General features: G+C 59.1%; 12 protein-coding genes and 1 pseudogene. 6 read left to right on the top strand and 7 right to left on the bottom strand.

Translation table 11 applies throughout. The features are described from left to right. Positions 1–106: 106 nt before the first annotated feature. The 4 genes from NKJ78_RS17970 to NKJ78_RS17955 form a co-directional block, all read right to left on the bottom strand. Positions 107–1,042, bottom strand: coding sequence for a hypothetical protein (locus tag NKJ78_RS17970; protein ID WP_196814844.1), 936 nt, complete (start codon positions 1,040–1,042; stop codon positions 107–109). A gap of 179 nt (positions 1,043–1,221) precedes the next feature. After that, entirely contained in the window at positions 1,222–2,139 is a 918-nt protein-coding gene (locus NKJ78_RS17965; RefSeq protein ID WP_023669242.1) for a DUF3616 domain-containing protein, read from the bottom strand. A gap of 36 nt (positions 2,140–2,175) precedes the next feature. Then, positions 2,176–4,248, bottom strand: coding sequence for an N-acetylmuramoyl-L-alanine amidase (locus NKJ78_RS17960; protein WP_050588652.1), 2,073 nt, complete (start codon positions 4,246–4,248; stop codon positions 2,176–2,178). Between the two features lie 165 nt (positions 4,249–4,413). Beyond that, the gene (locus tag NKJ78_RS17955) at positions 4,414–4,611 is read right to left on the bottom strand and encodes a hypothetical protein (RefSeq protein WP_155924196.1); all 198 of its coding nucleotides are present in this window, start codon (positions 4,609–4,611) and stop codon (positions 4,414–4,416) included. On the opposite strand from NKJ78_RS17955, the gene NKJ78_RS17950 reads away from it, so the two are divergent. From NKJ78_RS17950 to NKJ78_RS30815, 6 genes and pseudogenes are all read left to right on the top strand, one after another. Then, entirely contained in the window at positions 4,610–6,238 is a 1,629-nt protein-coding gene (locus tag NKJ78_RS17950; protein WP_352562551.1) for an AfsR/SARP family transcriptional regulator, read from the top strand. The two genes, NKJ78_RS17955 and NKJ78_RS17950, sit on opposite strands and share 2 nt — an antisense overlap. A gap of 230 nt (positions 6,239–6,468) precedes the next feature. Then, positions 6,469–7,791 (top strand): DegT/DnrJ/EryC1/StrS family aminotransferase, encoded by a 1,323-nt coding sequence (locus NKJ78_RS17945; RefSeq protein WP_023827285.1) that lies wholly within the window; start codon positions 6,469–6,471, stop codon positions 7,789–7,791. A gap of 241 nt (positions 7,792–8,032) precedes the next feature. Then, the gene (locus tag NKJ78_RS17940) at positions 8,033–9,382 is read left to right on the top strand and encodes a hypothetical protein (RefSeq protein WP_352562550.1); all 1,350 of its coding nucleotides are present in this window, start codon (positions 8,033–8,035) and stop codon (positions 9,380–9,382) included. Positions 9,383–9,560: 178 nt separating this feature from the next. Beyond that, positions 9,561–10,601: a hypothetical protein gene (locus NKJ78_RS17935; protein WP_352562549.1), complete on the top strand. Its 1,041-nt coding sequence runs from the start codon at positions 9,561–9,563 to the stop codon at positions 10,599–10,601. Between the two features lie 80 nt (positions 10,602–10,681). After that, complete coding sequence (locus tag NKJ78_RS17930) at positions 10,682–11,311, top strand: hypothetical protein (protein WP_155922515.1); 630 nt, start codon at positions 10,682–10,684, stop codon at positions 11,309–11,311. Between the two features lie 313 nt (positions 11,312–11,624). Beyond that, positions 11,625–11,813, top strand: a pseudogene (locus tag NKJ78_RS30815) (ATP-binding protein); the annotation flags it as partial. Positions 11,814–12,265: 452 nt separating this feature from the next. On the opposite strand, the gene NKJ78_RS17920 reads toward NKJ78_RS30815, so the two are convergent. The 3 genes from NKJ78_RS17920 to NKJ78_RS17910 are packed head-to-tail and all read right to left on the bottom strand — an operon-like array spanning position 12,266 to position 15,641. Then, on the bottom strand, positions 12,266–12,880 hold the full coding sequence (locus NKJ78_RS17920) for a hypothetical protein (RefSeq protein ID WP_352562548.1): 615 nt from the start codon (positions 12,878–12,880) through the stop codon (positions 12,266–12,268). A 39-nt stretch (positions 12,881–12,919) separates the two neighbouring features. Then, positions 12,920–14,515: a S8/S53 family peptidase gene (locus NKJ78_RS17915; protein ID WP_352562547.1), complete on the bottom strand. Its 1,596-nt coding sequence runs from the start codon at positions 14,513–14,515 to the stop codon at positions 12,920–12,922. Beyond that, positions 14,508–15,641: an AAA family ATPase gene (locus NKJ78_RS17910; protein WP_352562546.1), complete on the bottom strand. Its 1,134-nt coding sequence runs from the start codon at positions 15,639–15,641 to the stop codon at positions 14,508–14,510. The genes NKJ78_RS17915 and NKJ78_RS17910 overlap by 8 nt, the downstream gene beginning before the upstream one ends. Positions 15,642–15,658: the final 17 nt, after the last annotated feature.

Here is a 15,658-nt window from a genome sequence, read left to right as displayed (position 1 = left end):
CAAGACCTTTGGCAGTTCGATCAAGCTGATCTGTGCTGCCAGAAATAACTTACGTGTGTCGCGGTGACGAGAAACACCTGCCGCTGCAGTTGACCTTCTTGTTTGCCTATCCAGCTTTCACCGAGACGTGTATGTGGGACGAGTCCTCAAAGAAAACCCAGTCGCAACCCGCATCCACCGCCAGGCGAGCTAGCCTGCCGAGCTTTGCACCGTCGACCGGATTGGTCGTGAGGTCGGCGGCCCTGCCTTCGTAATGGAGCGAGGCGTCGGCATGTTCATTGTCCTCATCCCAAGCCTCCGTAACCCGCAGCTTGGCGCCGGGCCATTCCGACGCAACCACATTGGCAAGGGAATCCAGTTTGCTCTTGAGGCGGGGCGTCATCATGCGATCCGCGCCGGTGTTTTCCTCGTCCTTGAATACGATCTTGGCGTTTGTATTCGTGACAAGACCGGCGAATTCGGGATCGGTGCGTGTAATTTTTTTAGTGATCGGGCCGCAGGTCACCAACTCCGATGCGTTGGGGACCTTTTGACCCTGCGATAGGTCGCCAGTGGTAAATGTCGCAGGACCGCCGCCTACCCGTCTATCGGATGAAGGCCTGATGCCGAAATATGCGTACGCCGCTGATACTGCCAGGCCAAGCCAGGTGGAGCCGATATCGGAAAGGGTCGAACTGGCCTTTGGGTAGAGCATAACGCCGACAACGAGTGCGGCCAAGCCGGTTGCGATCCATGCCAGAAGGTAGAGCACAACAACGGTGTTGGTCGCGTAGACGGCGGCTTTGGATTCCGGCGCGAAGGAACCAACGGTGGGCGCATTTCCTGGTTCGGTAACCGTCAGGTGGGCAATGACCAATGCAGAGACCAAGCCGCCTACGGTGGTGACGACATACTTGAAGCCGTCTCCAAATAACGGAGATGCCGGCTCGCATACCGGCATGGACCGACAATTTTCGACGACCAACGAAATCACATAAAACGTCGAAAACGAAAACAGGCACAGAAGAAGTACTGCGATAACACTGCCGAAGAATGCAGTCATCGGAGAGTTCATACCCTTAGCTCCAGGTTACATCGTAAGTGTTTCTGCGATTGGCGGTGAGACGCTGACGACACACCTGCCGCTTTTCATTTGCTGTCAGCTCACGGTACTCGGCGGCTAGGCCCCGCAGCCGCATCTCGTTGATCGCCACGATCCGAGTTCGTAGTTCTCGCTGCCGCTCAGAGGGGAACGTCAATGCTGGAGAAGCCGCGCTGATCTGAAGGGGGATCCTCCTCCTCGACTTCCGCACAACGGTCTCCATCGTCACTGATAATCTGGAGCGCGCGTCCGTCCTGGAGCACCATGGCAACTTCCGGATCAAGACCGGAGAGATTCGGTTGTGTCTCCCAAGCCACCGCTTTGTGCTCGGGCTCCCCATCCCACCAGTAGAGCGCGTAATCGACGGCTGCCGCGTCACTGGCCTTGCCAGCAACGATCAAATAGCGATCCCCAACCCGTTCCAGGCTGCGAATGCCGCGCCCATCCAGGTCGAGCATCGCCGTATCGCCGAATTCAGCCAGACTGTCTTTCGCGGCGAGCACCAGGTCGGCGTTCTTCAGCTTCACAACCGCCGCCTTGCCGTCGACGAGATTACGAAACCCGAACAGCAAGCCTCCATCGGGTGCGGCGGCGAGACCCTCGATGTTGATGCGACCGTCGGATGATCCTGAAAGCTTCACCAGCTGCGGCTTCAGATCCTCGCGCAAGACCCCCGTCGGTTCGAGCGTCGTGCCGCCGTTGCCCTGCACAATCCGGGTCGCGAAGATCACCTTTCTCTTTTTGTCGCTACCGCCCGAGCTATTGGACTGGGAGGCAGTCCAATAGACCGTGTCGCCTCTCGCAGTGGCGCCCTCGAGATCAGACTTCTCGTACCCGGTGAATGTCGTAAGATCCACGGAAGCAGAGATGGTGGGTGATCCGCGCTCATAAATCCGGATCACATTCGACTCGTCGCTTGCGACGGCGAACCTTGATGGGCCGATAAACGCTCCGCCGGAGGGCTCGCAAATCCCACTGTATCGCTGCAGGTCGGCCGTCGATCCGGCCGCTGCGGCTCCGCAAAAGAAAACGATAGCGATGCCGACGCTCCTGTTCATAGCTGCCTCCTTGCTGCCGTCTGTCGAACCCGCCGGCTAGACAATCCCGATTTCAATCAAAAGCGCGCAGGCATCGCCGTACCATTTTGCCGCCCGGTCGAGATGATCGCCATAAGTGCGCAGACCCCACGGACTATGCGCGCTGCTGTAAAGTCCGCCGGCGTTGAACGCGGCTGCCACGAAGATCGGATCAATGCCGCTCTTGTCGAGCCGGATCCGTATTTCTGCAGCGCCAAGATCAAGATTGGTCGCAAAGTCATACAGCGGATGACTGTCCGGTTTGGGGTGGGGTTTGGCCGGATACACCGGTGCGACCGCAAAAGGATCGTAGTTGAGGCCGAACGCCGTGCCTTTCGAGCGGATGACCCAGCGCGCCGTCGTGCCGAGCGATTGCACGGGGCCCGCCGAATAGTCCCCAAGCGTCGGCGGATTGACGTCATCGTTCTCGACATGCGCCTCCCAGCGAAATGTCTTCGGGCCTGTGAACTTGTCGGCTTTGTAGATGTGCGTCTCGGTCGCCACCGTCATCAAGAGCAGCGCCGGCGGTATGCCGTGTTTGGCGCTCGCGGCAAGCAGCTCCGAGCCCATGTATTGCATGATCTTCCTTATCGTATCGAGACTTTGCTCCGAACGCTGTTGCTCGACGGTGCCGTTCTCGCGGGTGGCAAGGCCACGCGCGTCGTACCGCCATTCCCTTGTTCCGTTGCCGAAAGGATGCCAATCCTTCTCATCCATTGGCGGGACGGCCGTCGGCGCGAAAGCAATCGAGGGCGCGCTGACAGTCTGCATGCGGTCCGATCTTGCAACATTGAGGGCAGTCGTGGCATGATCGGCATCGAGCCGCACGGCAGATACAGCGAGGTCAAGAAGAAGCTGGCTTGGATTGCGCAGCCGGCTCGGGCGGGGGTTGGCCTTCGGCCAGGAATAGTTTTTGGTCGTGCCGCTCGAATAAGTTTCAAAATGCAGCATGTTCAATCGGCCGACAGTGCCGATCCGCTGCCCGGCGTTCACCCGGTCGCCGACGCTCAGGCCGAGCGATGCGAGCGAGTTGGGCGAGACTTCGCCGTAGTTGACCACATATCCATCGTGCTGCACCAGGAGCGCGTTGGTGTTTTCATAGAAGGGGTAGAAATTTGCGATTCTGCCGTCTTCAACGGCGACGATCGCGTCTCCTTCGGAACAATAGAGATCGATCGCGCAGTGATAGCGGGCGCCGCCGCTTCGATCGGCAAGGAAGCGACGTGAGGCGTTGGCACCCGAAGCGCCTCCGCCGACCAGTCGCGTGTTGACTTCCAAGGCGCGCGGATGGCGCGTCACAACAGGCCAATAGACTGTGCTTGCTGTGGACGCGGCGAACGCAATCGGGTCCCCGGTCGGGATCGGCAGGGCCTGCTCGGCAGCGGTGCCGGCGTCGGCATGCGCTGCAAAGTGATGATCGATGGACCTGAGCGCGTCGTCCATGGCCTCTGGAGCTAGCTTGCTCGCGGCTCCCGCCTTTGCCGCTGCGACAAAGGTGACGTCGGGCATTGCGCGCCTGCGCGATCCCCTGCTGTAGAAGGCGACGCGGTCGAGGAACGTTTGCCAGCCATTTGGCCGCCCGCGCAGGACGCTGGGGCAGTTTTTGCCGGTCCAGTCATGATGCTGGCGCAGGCCCTCGGGCACGGTGATGCCGAGCTGCATGCCCAGAAACACGCAAAGCCGTGCCGCCCGGTCGTATGCGGCTGCTTCATTCATGCCGCGATGCATGCAGATCTCGATGCCAATGCTGGATGCATTGGCGGCAGCATGGGCGTGCCAGCCCATCTCGTTGACCGGGAGATGCTGGTAGATCTCGTTGTCGTCCACCGTGAAGTGCCACGATACCTTGCGCGCGACTGCGTCGCTGCCGCGAATGTATCGATTGTGCGCGTCGGCATCGGCGCCCGGACCGGGGTTGTCGGTGTTGTGAATGGTAATAGTGGTCGGCCGTATCCGTGTGCCAGGCCGCGTCGGGAAACCCGGTGGCAAGAGGTCGACAATGATGCCCAGCGGATCGGCGGATGCCGCGCTGGTTGCCCGGTGCGAGCCGGTATTCGATCTGACCTTTGTTTTCGGTGCCTGGGTATCCAACGCATCCTCCTTCGATGGGCAATTCAATCGTTCGAACGATCTCACCAAATCGGCTTTGCAAAATTGTTCGTTCGAGATGCTCGCAATCCTAGATCAGGAAAAAAATCGCGGGCGTGAAAACACCGTGAAATACATCGATGCGAGCTTAAGGGGTGAATGGAGCCGCTATTGTGCGTGTGTCAGCTCACGCTTACCCAGCAACTCTTGCCGAACGGACTTCGCTCCCTTCAGCAGCAGGATTTTGCTTTTCCCCACGAGGATCAGCAAGGACGCATGAACATTTGCTTCTTCTAATGGATAGCGGGACGCAGAAAATTGCAGTAAGTAAATATGGGGCACAGAATACTTCTGCAGGGCGGACATGCTAAAGCTAAATGCTCTCGGCAGGCTTACCCTCACCGATGAGGGGGGGCGTGATTTCGCGCCACAAGGTGGCAAGGCGCGCGGCGCGATTGCTCTTTTGGCCGTCGCGCCTGGTCACACCCGCACGCGGGCATGGCTGCAGCAGCGCCTGTGGAGCGACCGGGCCGCGGAACAAGCGGCAGGCAGTTTGCGGGCGGCCCTTAGTGAGATACGCCGCGCGTTGGGGCCGCACGGCCAACTGCTGGTGGCCTCGCGCCATGCCGTTACTCTAGACCCAGCGAGCTTCAAGGTCGTGTATGAAGCGTCTGCCGACATGAGGCGGGCAGGCACGGTCGAGGCCTTTGAAGACGTCGACGTGCACGACCATGAATTCGAACATGTTATCCGCGACGTGCGCAGCCATGTCCTCGAGAGATGGATGCAGCAGCGTAGGGCAGCGCCGCGCCGAAGACGCATCGTGCTGGTGCGTAGCGATGCACGAGGAGCGCCAGCGGCCGATGTCGGCGCACGATTGTTGCAGAATCGGATTCTGAGCGCATTGCGGCAGATGGACGATTTGGAGATCATGAGTGCGGACGGGGACGGCGGCGCGGATGATCTCGATGCACCCGCAGGCCAACCGCAGGCGATGCTCTTGATCCGGGTGCTTTCCGTTGCGGTTGGTGGTGACGTTTTCCTGTCCTGCGAAATTCAGAATGGAAGACGGCTGTGGTCCGACAATGCAAGCGTACCTGGCGCCATCGGCGCGATGCACGAGTCGGTCGACTTGGATAGGCTTGCGCTCAACACAGTCGAACGGGTTTGCGAAGCTTTTGCCGAATCGGCATCGATTGATGGAGCGGATGCTTGCGCATCTGTCCTGGCGCACCAGGCGCGGAACCTGTTTTTTCGTCTTGACAAGAAAAGCCTCGTTGCTGCTGACAGCCTGTTCAAGCGCGCCTTTGAGATAGAGCCGCGCGGCCGGTACCTGGTGTGGCGGGGCTTCTTGCGCAATGCCGCATTCTTTCAACATCGAACGATGTCATTCCTGGACAACGTTGCGCCGGTCACCGAGCTCGCTGCGGAGGCGCTCCGCCACTCGCCCGACGATGCCGTTGTCCAGACAATCAGTTCGCAGATTGAATATATTCACCAAGGCAATCTGCGGACCCCGCTCGTGATGGCGCAGCGCGGCGTCGAGCGCGATCCGACGGACCCGTTGGGATGGGCGCTGCTCTCCAACGCCCTGAGCACAAACGGCAAGTTGGAAGAAGGATACCACACAGCCCGGCGTGCTCTGGAACTTACAAAGCACAGTCCCTATCAGTTCTATTTCGAGCATTTCGCTTGCATGGCCGCAACCGCTCTGGCTGACTACGATCAGGCGCTGCTGCACGCCAGAACGGCGCTTCGCTTCCGCCCGGATTTTGTCTCGACACGGCGTTATGAGGTGGCCTTGCAGCTGCGCCGCGTTGAAGTGCCCCAGCTTCGCCAAGCTGTTAAGGCTCTGCGAGAGCAGGAGCCCGACTTTGCTCCAGCGGCGCTGCTTGATCCGGCCTATCCGGTCAACACGCTGCGGCGGCTGCCGATCATGGCAGCAATAGAAAAGAAGGCTGCGGGCCGGGCCGATGACTGGCTGGAAGCGTAGCTGGCCCATCCGCTAGCGACGCGGTCTGGCGTCCTACCGCCGTTGCGTGAAATCGTCGTGAATTCGTCCCCGACGGCCTGAAGAGCCCCAGCGCCCACTATCCTTTTTTTCCTGAAGCGCATTTACTCGAAGAAAGCTTCAATCGCGTTCAGCTAGGAGGCCTTGTTGCCTGGGTGGACAAACAAACTGCCCGAACGTCGCGATCGCCTCGGGCGTGAAGAAATCGACGCATGTCGCGCACGACAACCCGCGACCAGAAAGGACAGCCTGTGACCGCACCTGAGCGACGCAGATTTGACAGTGCCGAGCGGCAACTGCTTGACGCCGCGTTGGCAGGGCAGGAACTATGGCCCTATACCAGCAGCGGCGATCCAAAGCGGAATTTCTGGAACGAGGCCCGTGAGGCTTTGGAAAACTACTATAGCGACACGAGCGGCGAGCGTCTCCGCGCCGTCCCGGCGGGATCTGGCACCGCCGCCATCCACGTCGCGCTTGGCGGCCTCCAAATTCCCGCCGGAACGGAGGTTATCGTTCCACCAATCACCGACATGGGAACTGTCATGCCGGTGATCTTTCAGAACGCGATTCCCGTGTTCGCCGATCTTGATCCGAATACCGGATTGCTGACGGCCGAAACGATCGCGCGCGTCGCTACCAGTCGCACTTCGGCGGTCATTGTCGTGCACCTGGGGGGCTCGCCTGCAGATATGGATCCGATTCTTGATTTCTGTCGGCAACACAATATCAAAGTGATCGAAGATGCTGCGCAGGCTCAGGGGGCCAGCTATAAAGGACGTCCCGCGGGAACGCGAGGCGATGCTGGCTGCTTCAGCCTCAACTCCCAAAAACACATCACGTGTGGCGAGGGCGGCTTTGTCCTCGTAAGGAGCGAGGATGATTTCCTGCGGTGCCTCAACTTCTCCGACAAGCACCGCAACCGGACCGGCGTCACGGATCCCAATAGCGAGCACTACATATACAACGGGTCAGGTGTGAATTACCGGATGAGCGACCTGGAGTTCGCCATGCTCCTGGCGCAGCTTCCCAAATTGGCTAAAGTAGCGGCTCGCTTTACAGCCGTTGGCCAACGGCTTGATGAGAGGCTGTCAAAGATCCCCGGTGTGCGGCCGCAGCAACACCACGGCAAAGCGATCTCCAGCTATTTCTTTCAAATGTTTCGCTTGGAGCCGGATCTTGTAGCGCGCCGGGAAGATGTGCTGAAGGCAATGCGCGCCGCTGCGACTTCGGTCGGCATGGGCGTCGGTAAATCCTACGGCGATGAGACCCTTTATCGGACTGGGGTGTTCAGGAACCGAAACTTTTTCGACACTTTCGGACAACCCAACAACGAAACTCCAATCTGGCCGGCCGAGCTGGTTGCGCGACAAATCTTTCCGGATATCCCCGAGACTGTCTTTGACTATAAGCAGACACACTGCCCGGAAGCTGAAAGGTGGATCGAAAGCTCGTTGCAGATAGTGTTCCACGACGGCCATGAACCACATCACGCCGACATCGTTGCTGATGCAATTGAGACCGTACTGTCTATCTAACACGGATCGCCCAGAAAATGGACAGTGGGACGGGGTATCGTCGAAGGCGAGAGCGATCCCCTGAGGTAGAACACCGTCGCCCGAAGCAACGGTTTGCCAGACCTTATGCCTGACGACACTGAGGGACCTTGCGGTATTAAAATAACGATCACTGCAGGTATAACATAATCTGGCAGACCGGTGACTACACCAATGGGGGACGCGGATGCGTGTCTGTGCAAATGCTATAACGCTGATTTGGATGTTGCTCGGCATCTTTGCTATTGCGCCTCGGCCGGCTCACGCCGCCTGCGACGTTGCGGAGAACGCCTCGCTCGATACGGCGGCGAGTATCCTCTTCAACTGCTCAAGCACTATGGCTCTTGCTGGTCTGCCTGCCGGGGAGAAGGAGTTCGTTGCCAATTTTTCCTTTCCGAAGACCCTCCCAGCCGTGGAGACTCCATGGCGTGGGATCGACTTTCGAGTACAGCCTGAGCGTTACCTTCGCACTCTTCTTGCCTATGGGCTGAAGGATAATGTCTCTATTGACTGGAGGATCGAGAAAGGATCGCAAAGTTGGTGCCACGCGCCGTGGTTTCAGGACATTCGCGAGCGCATTCACGGTATGACCCGCGAGCGAGGATCGCGCCTCTTCGAACTCTCGGAGCATCAACGCTCTCGCGCCGAAAACTGGGCAATTGGGTTCTACAACGGGGTTGGATGCTATGGGCTCGGTCAGGTTTGGGGGGACCCCGCGCGACCGAAGACCAAGGGCATGGTGTTCCCGCTCAACACATTTGCAATCAAGCTGCTCTTCACCACCGCGCCGGTTTCGCGGGTGCCATATCTAACCGGGTCGAAAATATGGAACGCCGCCATTGGTGAAGGCGGCTCCGTGCAGGAAATGCGCCTTTTGCAGGTGGATGTTGCGGTGAAGGATCCAGCGGCTGGCGCCCTGACAGGTTGGGTTTTTGGCACGTTCATGTACGACGCCTATGCACCTGGTGACGATGTCTGGTCAAAGCTCGTTCCCGTGGGACTGATGTGGGGAAACGACCCTGAACTGACTGCCAAGAAGTATCAGGAAGATGGAGGCACCGTGCAGGAGAGCTGGGTCAATCCCACGGTAGCTGCCCGGTTTTTCTCGCTGCCTCGGCACCATCTTGGACTGTTTGGGCGCCTCAATGGACCCGTCGACAACTTCAAGTCTGCATGCCTTGCCTGCCATGCGCGTGCCCTCGATTGGGGTCGGGGAATTCCGCCTGAAGGCCCTGTTTTTGATGAAATGAATGGCCTTTTGCCGTTCACCATCAATCCTTACGATGAACAGGCGCTGAGACATTATTTCAAGAATCGCGCACCCACAGAACCATTCGTCGCCGAGACCCAGTCGCTCGACTATTCACTCCAGCTTGCGGGTGGCATTTTCAATTTTCGCCGTTGGGTGGATCTAAAGTTTTCATCCCAGGCCGCGGAAACGCGCGATGTTGCCCCTTACATTTTTGAAGCAGAAAAGAGCGGCAACGCCGAAGCAGCACTGTCCAGGATACTGCCGCCGACACAAGACAGGTCCCACGTGGGTCCTTCGCCGTTTTCCCGCGACGAACCATGAAGAACGCTTACCGCAACTTGCCGGTGTGAGGTCTCCCACCGCAGGGTGAGCACCTAGAGGAACGACGTTGATGCGTGCAATTGTGACTTTCGCTTGGCTTTGTGCGTGGACGGGCTGTTGTCTTGCACAGTCGACCACAATTGTATCCTGGAACATAGGTCCTGGGTTGGAGGAGTCCATGCTTGGCCGGCAAGCTGACTTCGCGGGCCTGGATGCTGAATTGTCACCCGATGTGGTCGTAATGGTCGAGGTGATCGGGCGAACTGGCGCCGAAATCGTTGCCAATCACTTAGGGCGGTCAAACTATCACGTGGCGGGATCCGACCTATCGGTTCCAAATACAGCAGCCCACGAGGGCCTGGAGGTCGCGGTTATCTCCAAGATTCCGATGATCCGCGTCACAGAGTACGATGTGAAACTCGACGGGCGGACGCATGAGGTCTTTGGAAGCTTCGGCGGACTGCAAGTGGCGGAAGAACTTCTAACTTCGAGCGGTCTTTCGCAGGTCCAGCCAACAGGAGGCAACGACCGCGGTACCCTGCGCGTGGATCTGGCGAACGGCCTTACGATCTTTCCTGTGAATCTGAAGAGCAATATCAACAATGCATGCTCCGACGCGACGGACGCAAACCGGGCATTGGAAAATATGGCCATCGATGTTCCAGCCAAGCTCACCACAGCGATAGCACAAGGCTTTGCCCGTCAAGTAGATGCCGATAAACGCAACGCGGCCGAGCGAGAACGCGTGATCGCCGCGGTGAAGGTCGTCGCCGACAAAGCGACCGCAGAAGGCCGCACAACGATCATCGCCGGCGACTTCAATACGAGTCTTGAACAGGGCAAAGCAGGGTCCGCTTTCGCGGACTGCAATCTCCAGCCGTTTGAATGCAAGAAAGCGCCCTTTCCCGCCGCAGCCTGCGTCGCCGGCGACGGGTTCGACGATACTTTCGCAATCCTGACGACACCCCTCATCGGTGCAAGCGCGTTCACAGGGGCTGGGTCGCACTTACAAGGACACCGCTTTTGCCGACGCTGCAATCGATCACATGGCTGTGCCGGCTGGCGATCAAGCCGATTTCAAAGCGCCGACGCTTGGTTGCAACGCCGGCGTCGACCTGGCGCAGACCGATTGGGCGGCGAAAGCTTGTCAGTTGCACGGGTCCGATCACTTCGCAGTCGTGACCACCTACGACCCATAAACGGTTTTGGCGGATCCTGAGCAATCACTCATGGAAAAGGCGCGCAGCCACCCGCCAAAACGCAGCGTGTTGCACCTGCTAACTTAAAGGAGACGGAACCGTGACACTTCAAGCTGCAGATTTCTCAGAAGACCGCTGCATGGCATGCCGGCTCAAAATCGAACACGGCGCCGAAAAGTGTCCTCACTGTGGCACATCTCAAAAGAAGAGCTGGTGGGGCAATCTTGGGAACGCGTCAACGGTCTTGGCTATAATCACCGGTTTGGCGTCAATCGCCACATTTCTGGTCGTCGGACTTCCGGCACTAACCAAACAAGTGACGGAAAATCGTGCCATTGTGGCTGCCAGCTTTGTGGGCGGAGGGTCCAGCCCGGGGGAGGCCGGGTATGTTGAAATCTTGTTCGTGAACTACGGGCTCAGGTCGGCGATCGTTTTCAAGCGGTACCCGTGTTATTCCTATACCGAAGATGACAAGCAGGTAGTGGACAGCTCGGGTCAATCATATCCAGAGATATTTATTACGACCGCAGACAATACGACCGTCGACGGCCAATCCACGAAGATCATCCGCTTTGACTCCCAGGGCGGGCTTCCTCTCCCGGAAGGCTCCCAGCAGAATGTCAAAATCACCTATCAGCTCTGCGATTTACAATTCGTCGACATATCCGATGTCCCAAAACCGGGCGCAGAGCCACGCATTCAACGCTTGCAAGTGAAGGTGCCGGTATAATGTCAGTGCTGATTTCGCAGACGTTGCGCAGAATATGCTGACGAGGAAGGACGTCCCGGTGTTGCCGAGATATTCAGCTGCTGCCCGTCGTTCTGCAGGCGGCTCATTTCTCACCTAAGTGTCAGTGCCTCGACGCGCAAGAGCGCACGGTCTGGAGTGTCGGGTTTGCTCTGAGACGTCGAGAAGGATCAGCGCTAAGATATGCCAAGCATCATCACAAGCGGGTTCGCTTCTTCTCGACGGTCGAGCTGGTCAATGCGCTGGAACAGCAGAAGGCACAGGGACGATCGGGCCAGATCGCCAATAGCCCAGCGAGTGGGCCAGTGTCTTCGGCGATGCCAAGATGACAACCGCGCTACTCGACCGGCTGACCCATCATTGCCACATCCGCGAAACCGGAAACGACAGCTTCCGATTCAAAAACAGCTCTGCCCACGAGCCTAAAAAAGCGAAGGAGAAAGCCAGAACCTTGACCCTCAATCCCGAACCGAAACATACATGAAAGGCGGGTCAAATCTCGGTGGAAACGCCGGGTCAGTTCTCAGTGAAAATCAACACCATAGTCATACGGAGGCAGGCACCGAAGCGCCCCCGACCATCGAAAGATTGGGGCAGCTTGTCGAACGCGCCAAGGCAATTATCACCAAAGCAAAATCTGATAAGTGGAAGGACTAGAGATTTTGATGCAGTACACTCAGCAGTCAAGGTCGCCTTCTCATACGTTCTCCACGACGTGAATGGCAGCTTTGCGCCTCCTCTCGGTCATTGCCGTGTTGACGGGCGCTGCCCAGAAGCGGACATCCATCAAACGTCGCGCGTTGGCTCCTTTGCGCCAAAAGCGGGCGTTGCAGGAGAGAGGGGCGATGTGCCGGCCTGCCACGCTCCGCCTCATGGGGACTCCGCGATGAGGCGAAACGACAGTCGCGTCTGGGCAGGCGCATGCCGGGATCCAGCTCAGGCGTTAACCTCGATGTCGCTCTCAATGGTCGAGTTTTCGACAAACGCTCCGAGAGAGCTATGCATCTGGTTGAAGACGGCGTCATTCTCCTGGCCCGTGCCGATAGTCAGCACGAAGTTGACGCTCATTTCAGGCGTCTCGTCCGGGTTGTCGTAGCCATACAGATACAGGTCGCGCGTGTAGATGCGGGCGTAGACCAGCAGGTTATCGCCATCAAAGCTGACACCATAAAAGCGCTTGTGGTGATGCCGGATGGGGCTCCACTTGTGATCGATTTCGCGCGCCTCTTCCTCGGTAATTTTCTTGGTATCGAGCGAACCGAGCAGATTGTGGTTCTTGCCGCCGCGCTCCACCTGCAGCGCTGTCGCAAGCCTGGCGGAGAAATAGTTCGGCCCGGCGATTTCGCTGACGAGGGGGTGCGGATCCAGAACGGCTGTGAGCTTGCCGTACCCGTTGAGCTTTCCGCCTGTAAGGAGGGCGGCGGGGATGGGAAGCTCCCAGTAATAGGCCGCGCCCGTCTTGAGGGATGCCGTCCACTGCAGGGTGACCCCCTCCCGGCGGGCTGTTCCACGGCATGGAAACGCCAGGCGACCCAAAGCCAAGCGCGACATCGTATTTGGGATTGTCCGCATTGTGCAGGATCAGCGCCTTCACCAGGTCCGGCGAGGGCTCACGCAGCGCCGCCATCGTGTGGGCGGCAAGGGGTGAAGTAAGGGCCGTCGAGAAGCTGGACCGGCCGAAACGGAGCCGCCAATCGTACGCACATGCGAATAGTGGACCGTTTCCGGCTTGAGCATGCTGGCGGGCCCCGGACCAGACAGGGACACGGGGCATTTTGCGCCCGGCGTACCATCAGGCCTGTGCAGGCGTCCACCCACGGTCAGCGCCGCCTCGCAATCCGCGGGCGGCTGAATGCGCCCGCTCGGCTGGTTCCCCGTCGAGATCACGAGAAGGACGTTGTGCTTGCGCGCAAGGACGGCGAGGTCGTGCCCAAGCGCGCTCACGGAGTTCAGGTCGCAGTCCGTCCGCTGATTGAGCGACAGGTTCCAGACCTTGGTTTCCGGATGCCCGCCCATGACGATGTCAAGATAGGGGACGAGGGAGTCCGGATCGAGAAGGTAGCCCGCGTTCGCACGTGGCACCGCCTGTACGGTGCCGACCCGGCAATACAGCGGTGGCAGCTGCAGGTTGTTGTTCCAGTCATGCCCCTGTACGATCAGGTAGCTGACCATATTGCCATGGGCCGCATCGGCAACTCCAGCCGGCACGAGCGGCTGCGCCTTCCAGGCCTCTGCCGCGCCATACGACGCAGCCGTCAGGCCGCCATCGACGACGCCGACGATCGGCATTGCGGCAAGTGAGGAGGGGAGCGGCCGCGGCGGTTCAGTGCCTTGGCCGGGCGAGGTCGAGGTGATCACCGGCAACGGGTCGAGGCGGAATACTGCCGCAGACCCCAGAATGGAGGCCAGATGGTCCTTGTCGCGCACCGTCACGCCCACCTTTGCGCGATGCCGGGCCCGGTAGTCGCGCAGGGCAAATGCTATACGGTCCGTCAGAGTCGTGACGAGCCTCTGACGCTGATTGGCTTCATCGCCGGGAGCAACGGGGAGGGCGGGCAGTTGCAGAAGCGGCGCCTGCGGCAGGCTCCCCAGAACCTGCTCATTGCGCAGACGGGCTATCTCCTGCAGGACAACCTCGACGCTGTCATTGCTCCGATATGGCATGAACCACAGGGTAAAAGCCCTGCCTTCGGGCGTCTCCGGCGCCAAGTCCCACAGCTGGTCAACGCTATAGCCGTGCGAGACGTCATTCACATCATACGCCCGGACATCCTCAACGCGTGAGATGTCGACCATGTCGCGGTCGTCGTCCGCCGCCATCATGAGGTTAGAGTAGAACGCGAGCCGCTTCGTCTCGATCTCTATGAGATACCCCGACCGATAAGGTGCAATGATCGAAGCACCGCGATTAGCGTGGAAAATGTCGGTCGGGGTCCAAGTCGTGGCCCGCGAGTCGCTGAACATCGACGCATAGATCATCGTCCGCCCCGCCGCAGACGGCAAAGCTTCTCTACGACGGCTCAAGTTAGCGAACGCATCGCCGAGCGCGTTTCGCTGATCGTCCAGCCGCTCGAAGCGGATTCCCGTGCGGCTCTTCGACCGGCCAGTTATGCCTTCCGGGCGCGGGTCCTTGGTGAACCGCAGGACCGGATTGAGGATCGGGCGCCGTGGTTGCTCGTCAGCCATCTACCTCCCCGTCCTCTCCCTTCAGGTATCTGTGTGCCATCTGACGGCTCACACCGACCATTCTCGCGATTTCCGTTACTGGAAGTTTCGCACGGTCATGGAGCGTCAGGGCAAGCTGCTTCTTATCATCGGTTGTGAGTTTCCGTGTATCAGCAAGAGAAGGGCTTCCACACCTTGATGAAAGCAGCGCCACGAGAAGATTTGGCAGGTTTATTTCTGCCTTATCCAGAACCGCTCGGCGACGTGCGCTTAAGGAAATATTCTGGATATCTGCTCCGGTCAGGCCGTCCGATACGATCGCCAGTGTTTCCGCGTCAGCTATGCCTTCTGGCGAATCAAGTCGTAGAAACGCCTTCCACATCTCCGCGCGCGTGGCGGTTGATGGTAGGCCTAATTCAAGCTTGTACGGAAACCGGCGGAAGATCGCAGGATCGAGAAGGTGAGGATGATTGGTCGCGCCAATGACAATGACGTCGTTTGTCAGCGTATCCAGGCCCTGAATGACGGCATTGACCACGCGCTTGAGCTCGCCCAGCTCATGCCTGTCGTCGCGCAGCTTCGCGATCGCATCCATCTCATCGAGGAACAGAACGGCGTTCCGGACCGGAATGAAATCAAATATCCCGCGCACGTTTTTCGCGGTCTCGCCTAGCCGTGACGAAATCACCGCATCCAGCCTCGCCACGTACAAGGGACGGCCAAGCTGCGCCGCGATATGGGAGGCGAGCAAGGACTTGCCGGTCCCAGGCTCGCCGAAAATCAGCAGCCGGATGGGCGCGTCCACCCCAGCCTGTTCCAGCTGGTCGTGATTCTGAGCGTCTTCAATGAACTGCCCTACGACATGCCCGGCCGCCTCATCAAGGATCACAGGCGTCGTCGGCGCCACGCCCTCCTCAAGGAGCGGAAGTCGCGTTCCGGCGTCGACCGGAAGAGTCTCGACATAGCCAGACGTTTGAAGCGGAACGCCTTTTTTTCGGACAACGGCCTGCACTGCGCGTGCGCCGTCGACGTCTTTCGTGTCGAGCAGCTGCTTGGAGAGCCCGTTCGCAGTCCTGCGGACCTGGGTGTAGTCCGCCGACATCGCGGCCTGGAGGAGGGTGATGAGTGTTTTTGTGCTGATTTCCATGCTCAAAGTGTCATCCT

The organism is Mesorhizobium sp. M0037, from assembly GCF_040323635.1.
In the GTDB taxonomy this organism is placed as follows: domain Bacteria; phylum Pseudomonadota; class Alphaproteobacteria; order Rhizobiales; family Rhizobiaceae; genus Mesorhizobium.
Note: the sequence above shows the minus strand (reverse complement) of the source record. Positions and strands in the feature narration are given on the sequence as shown.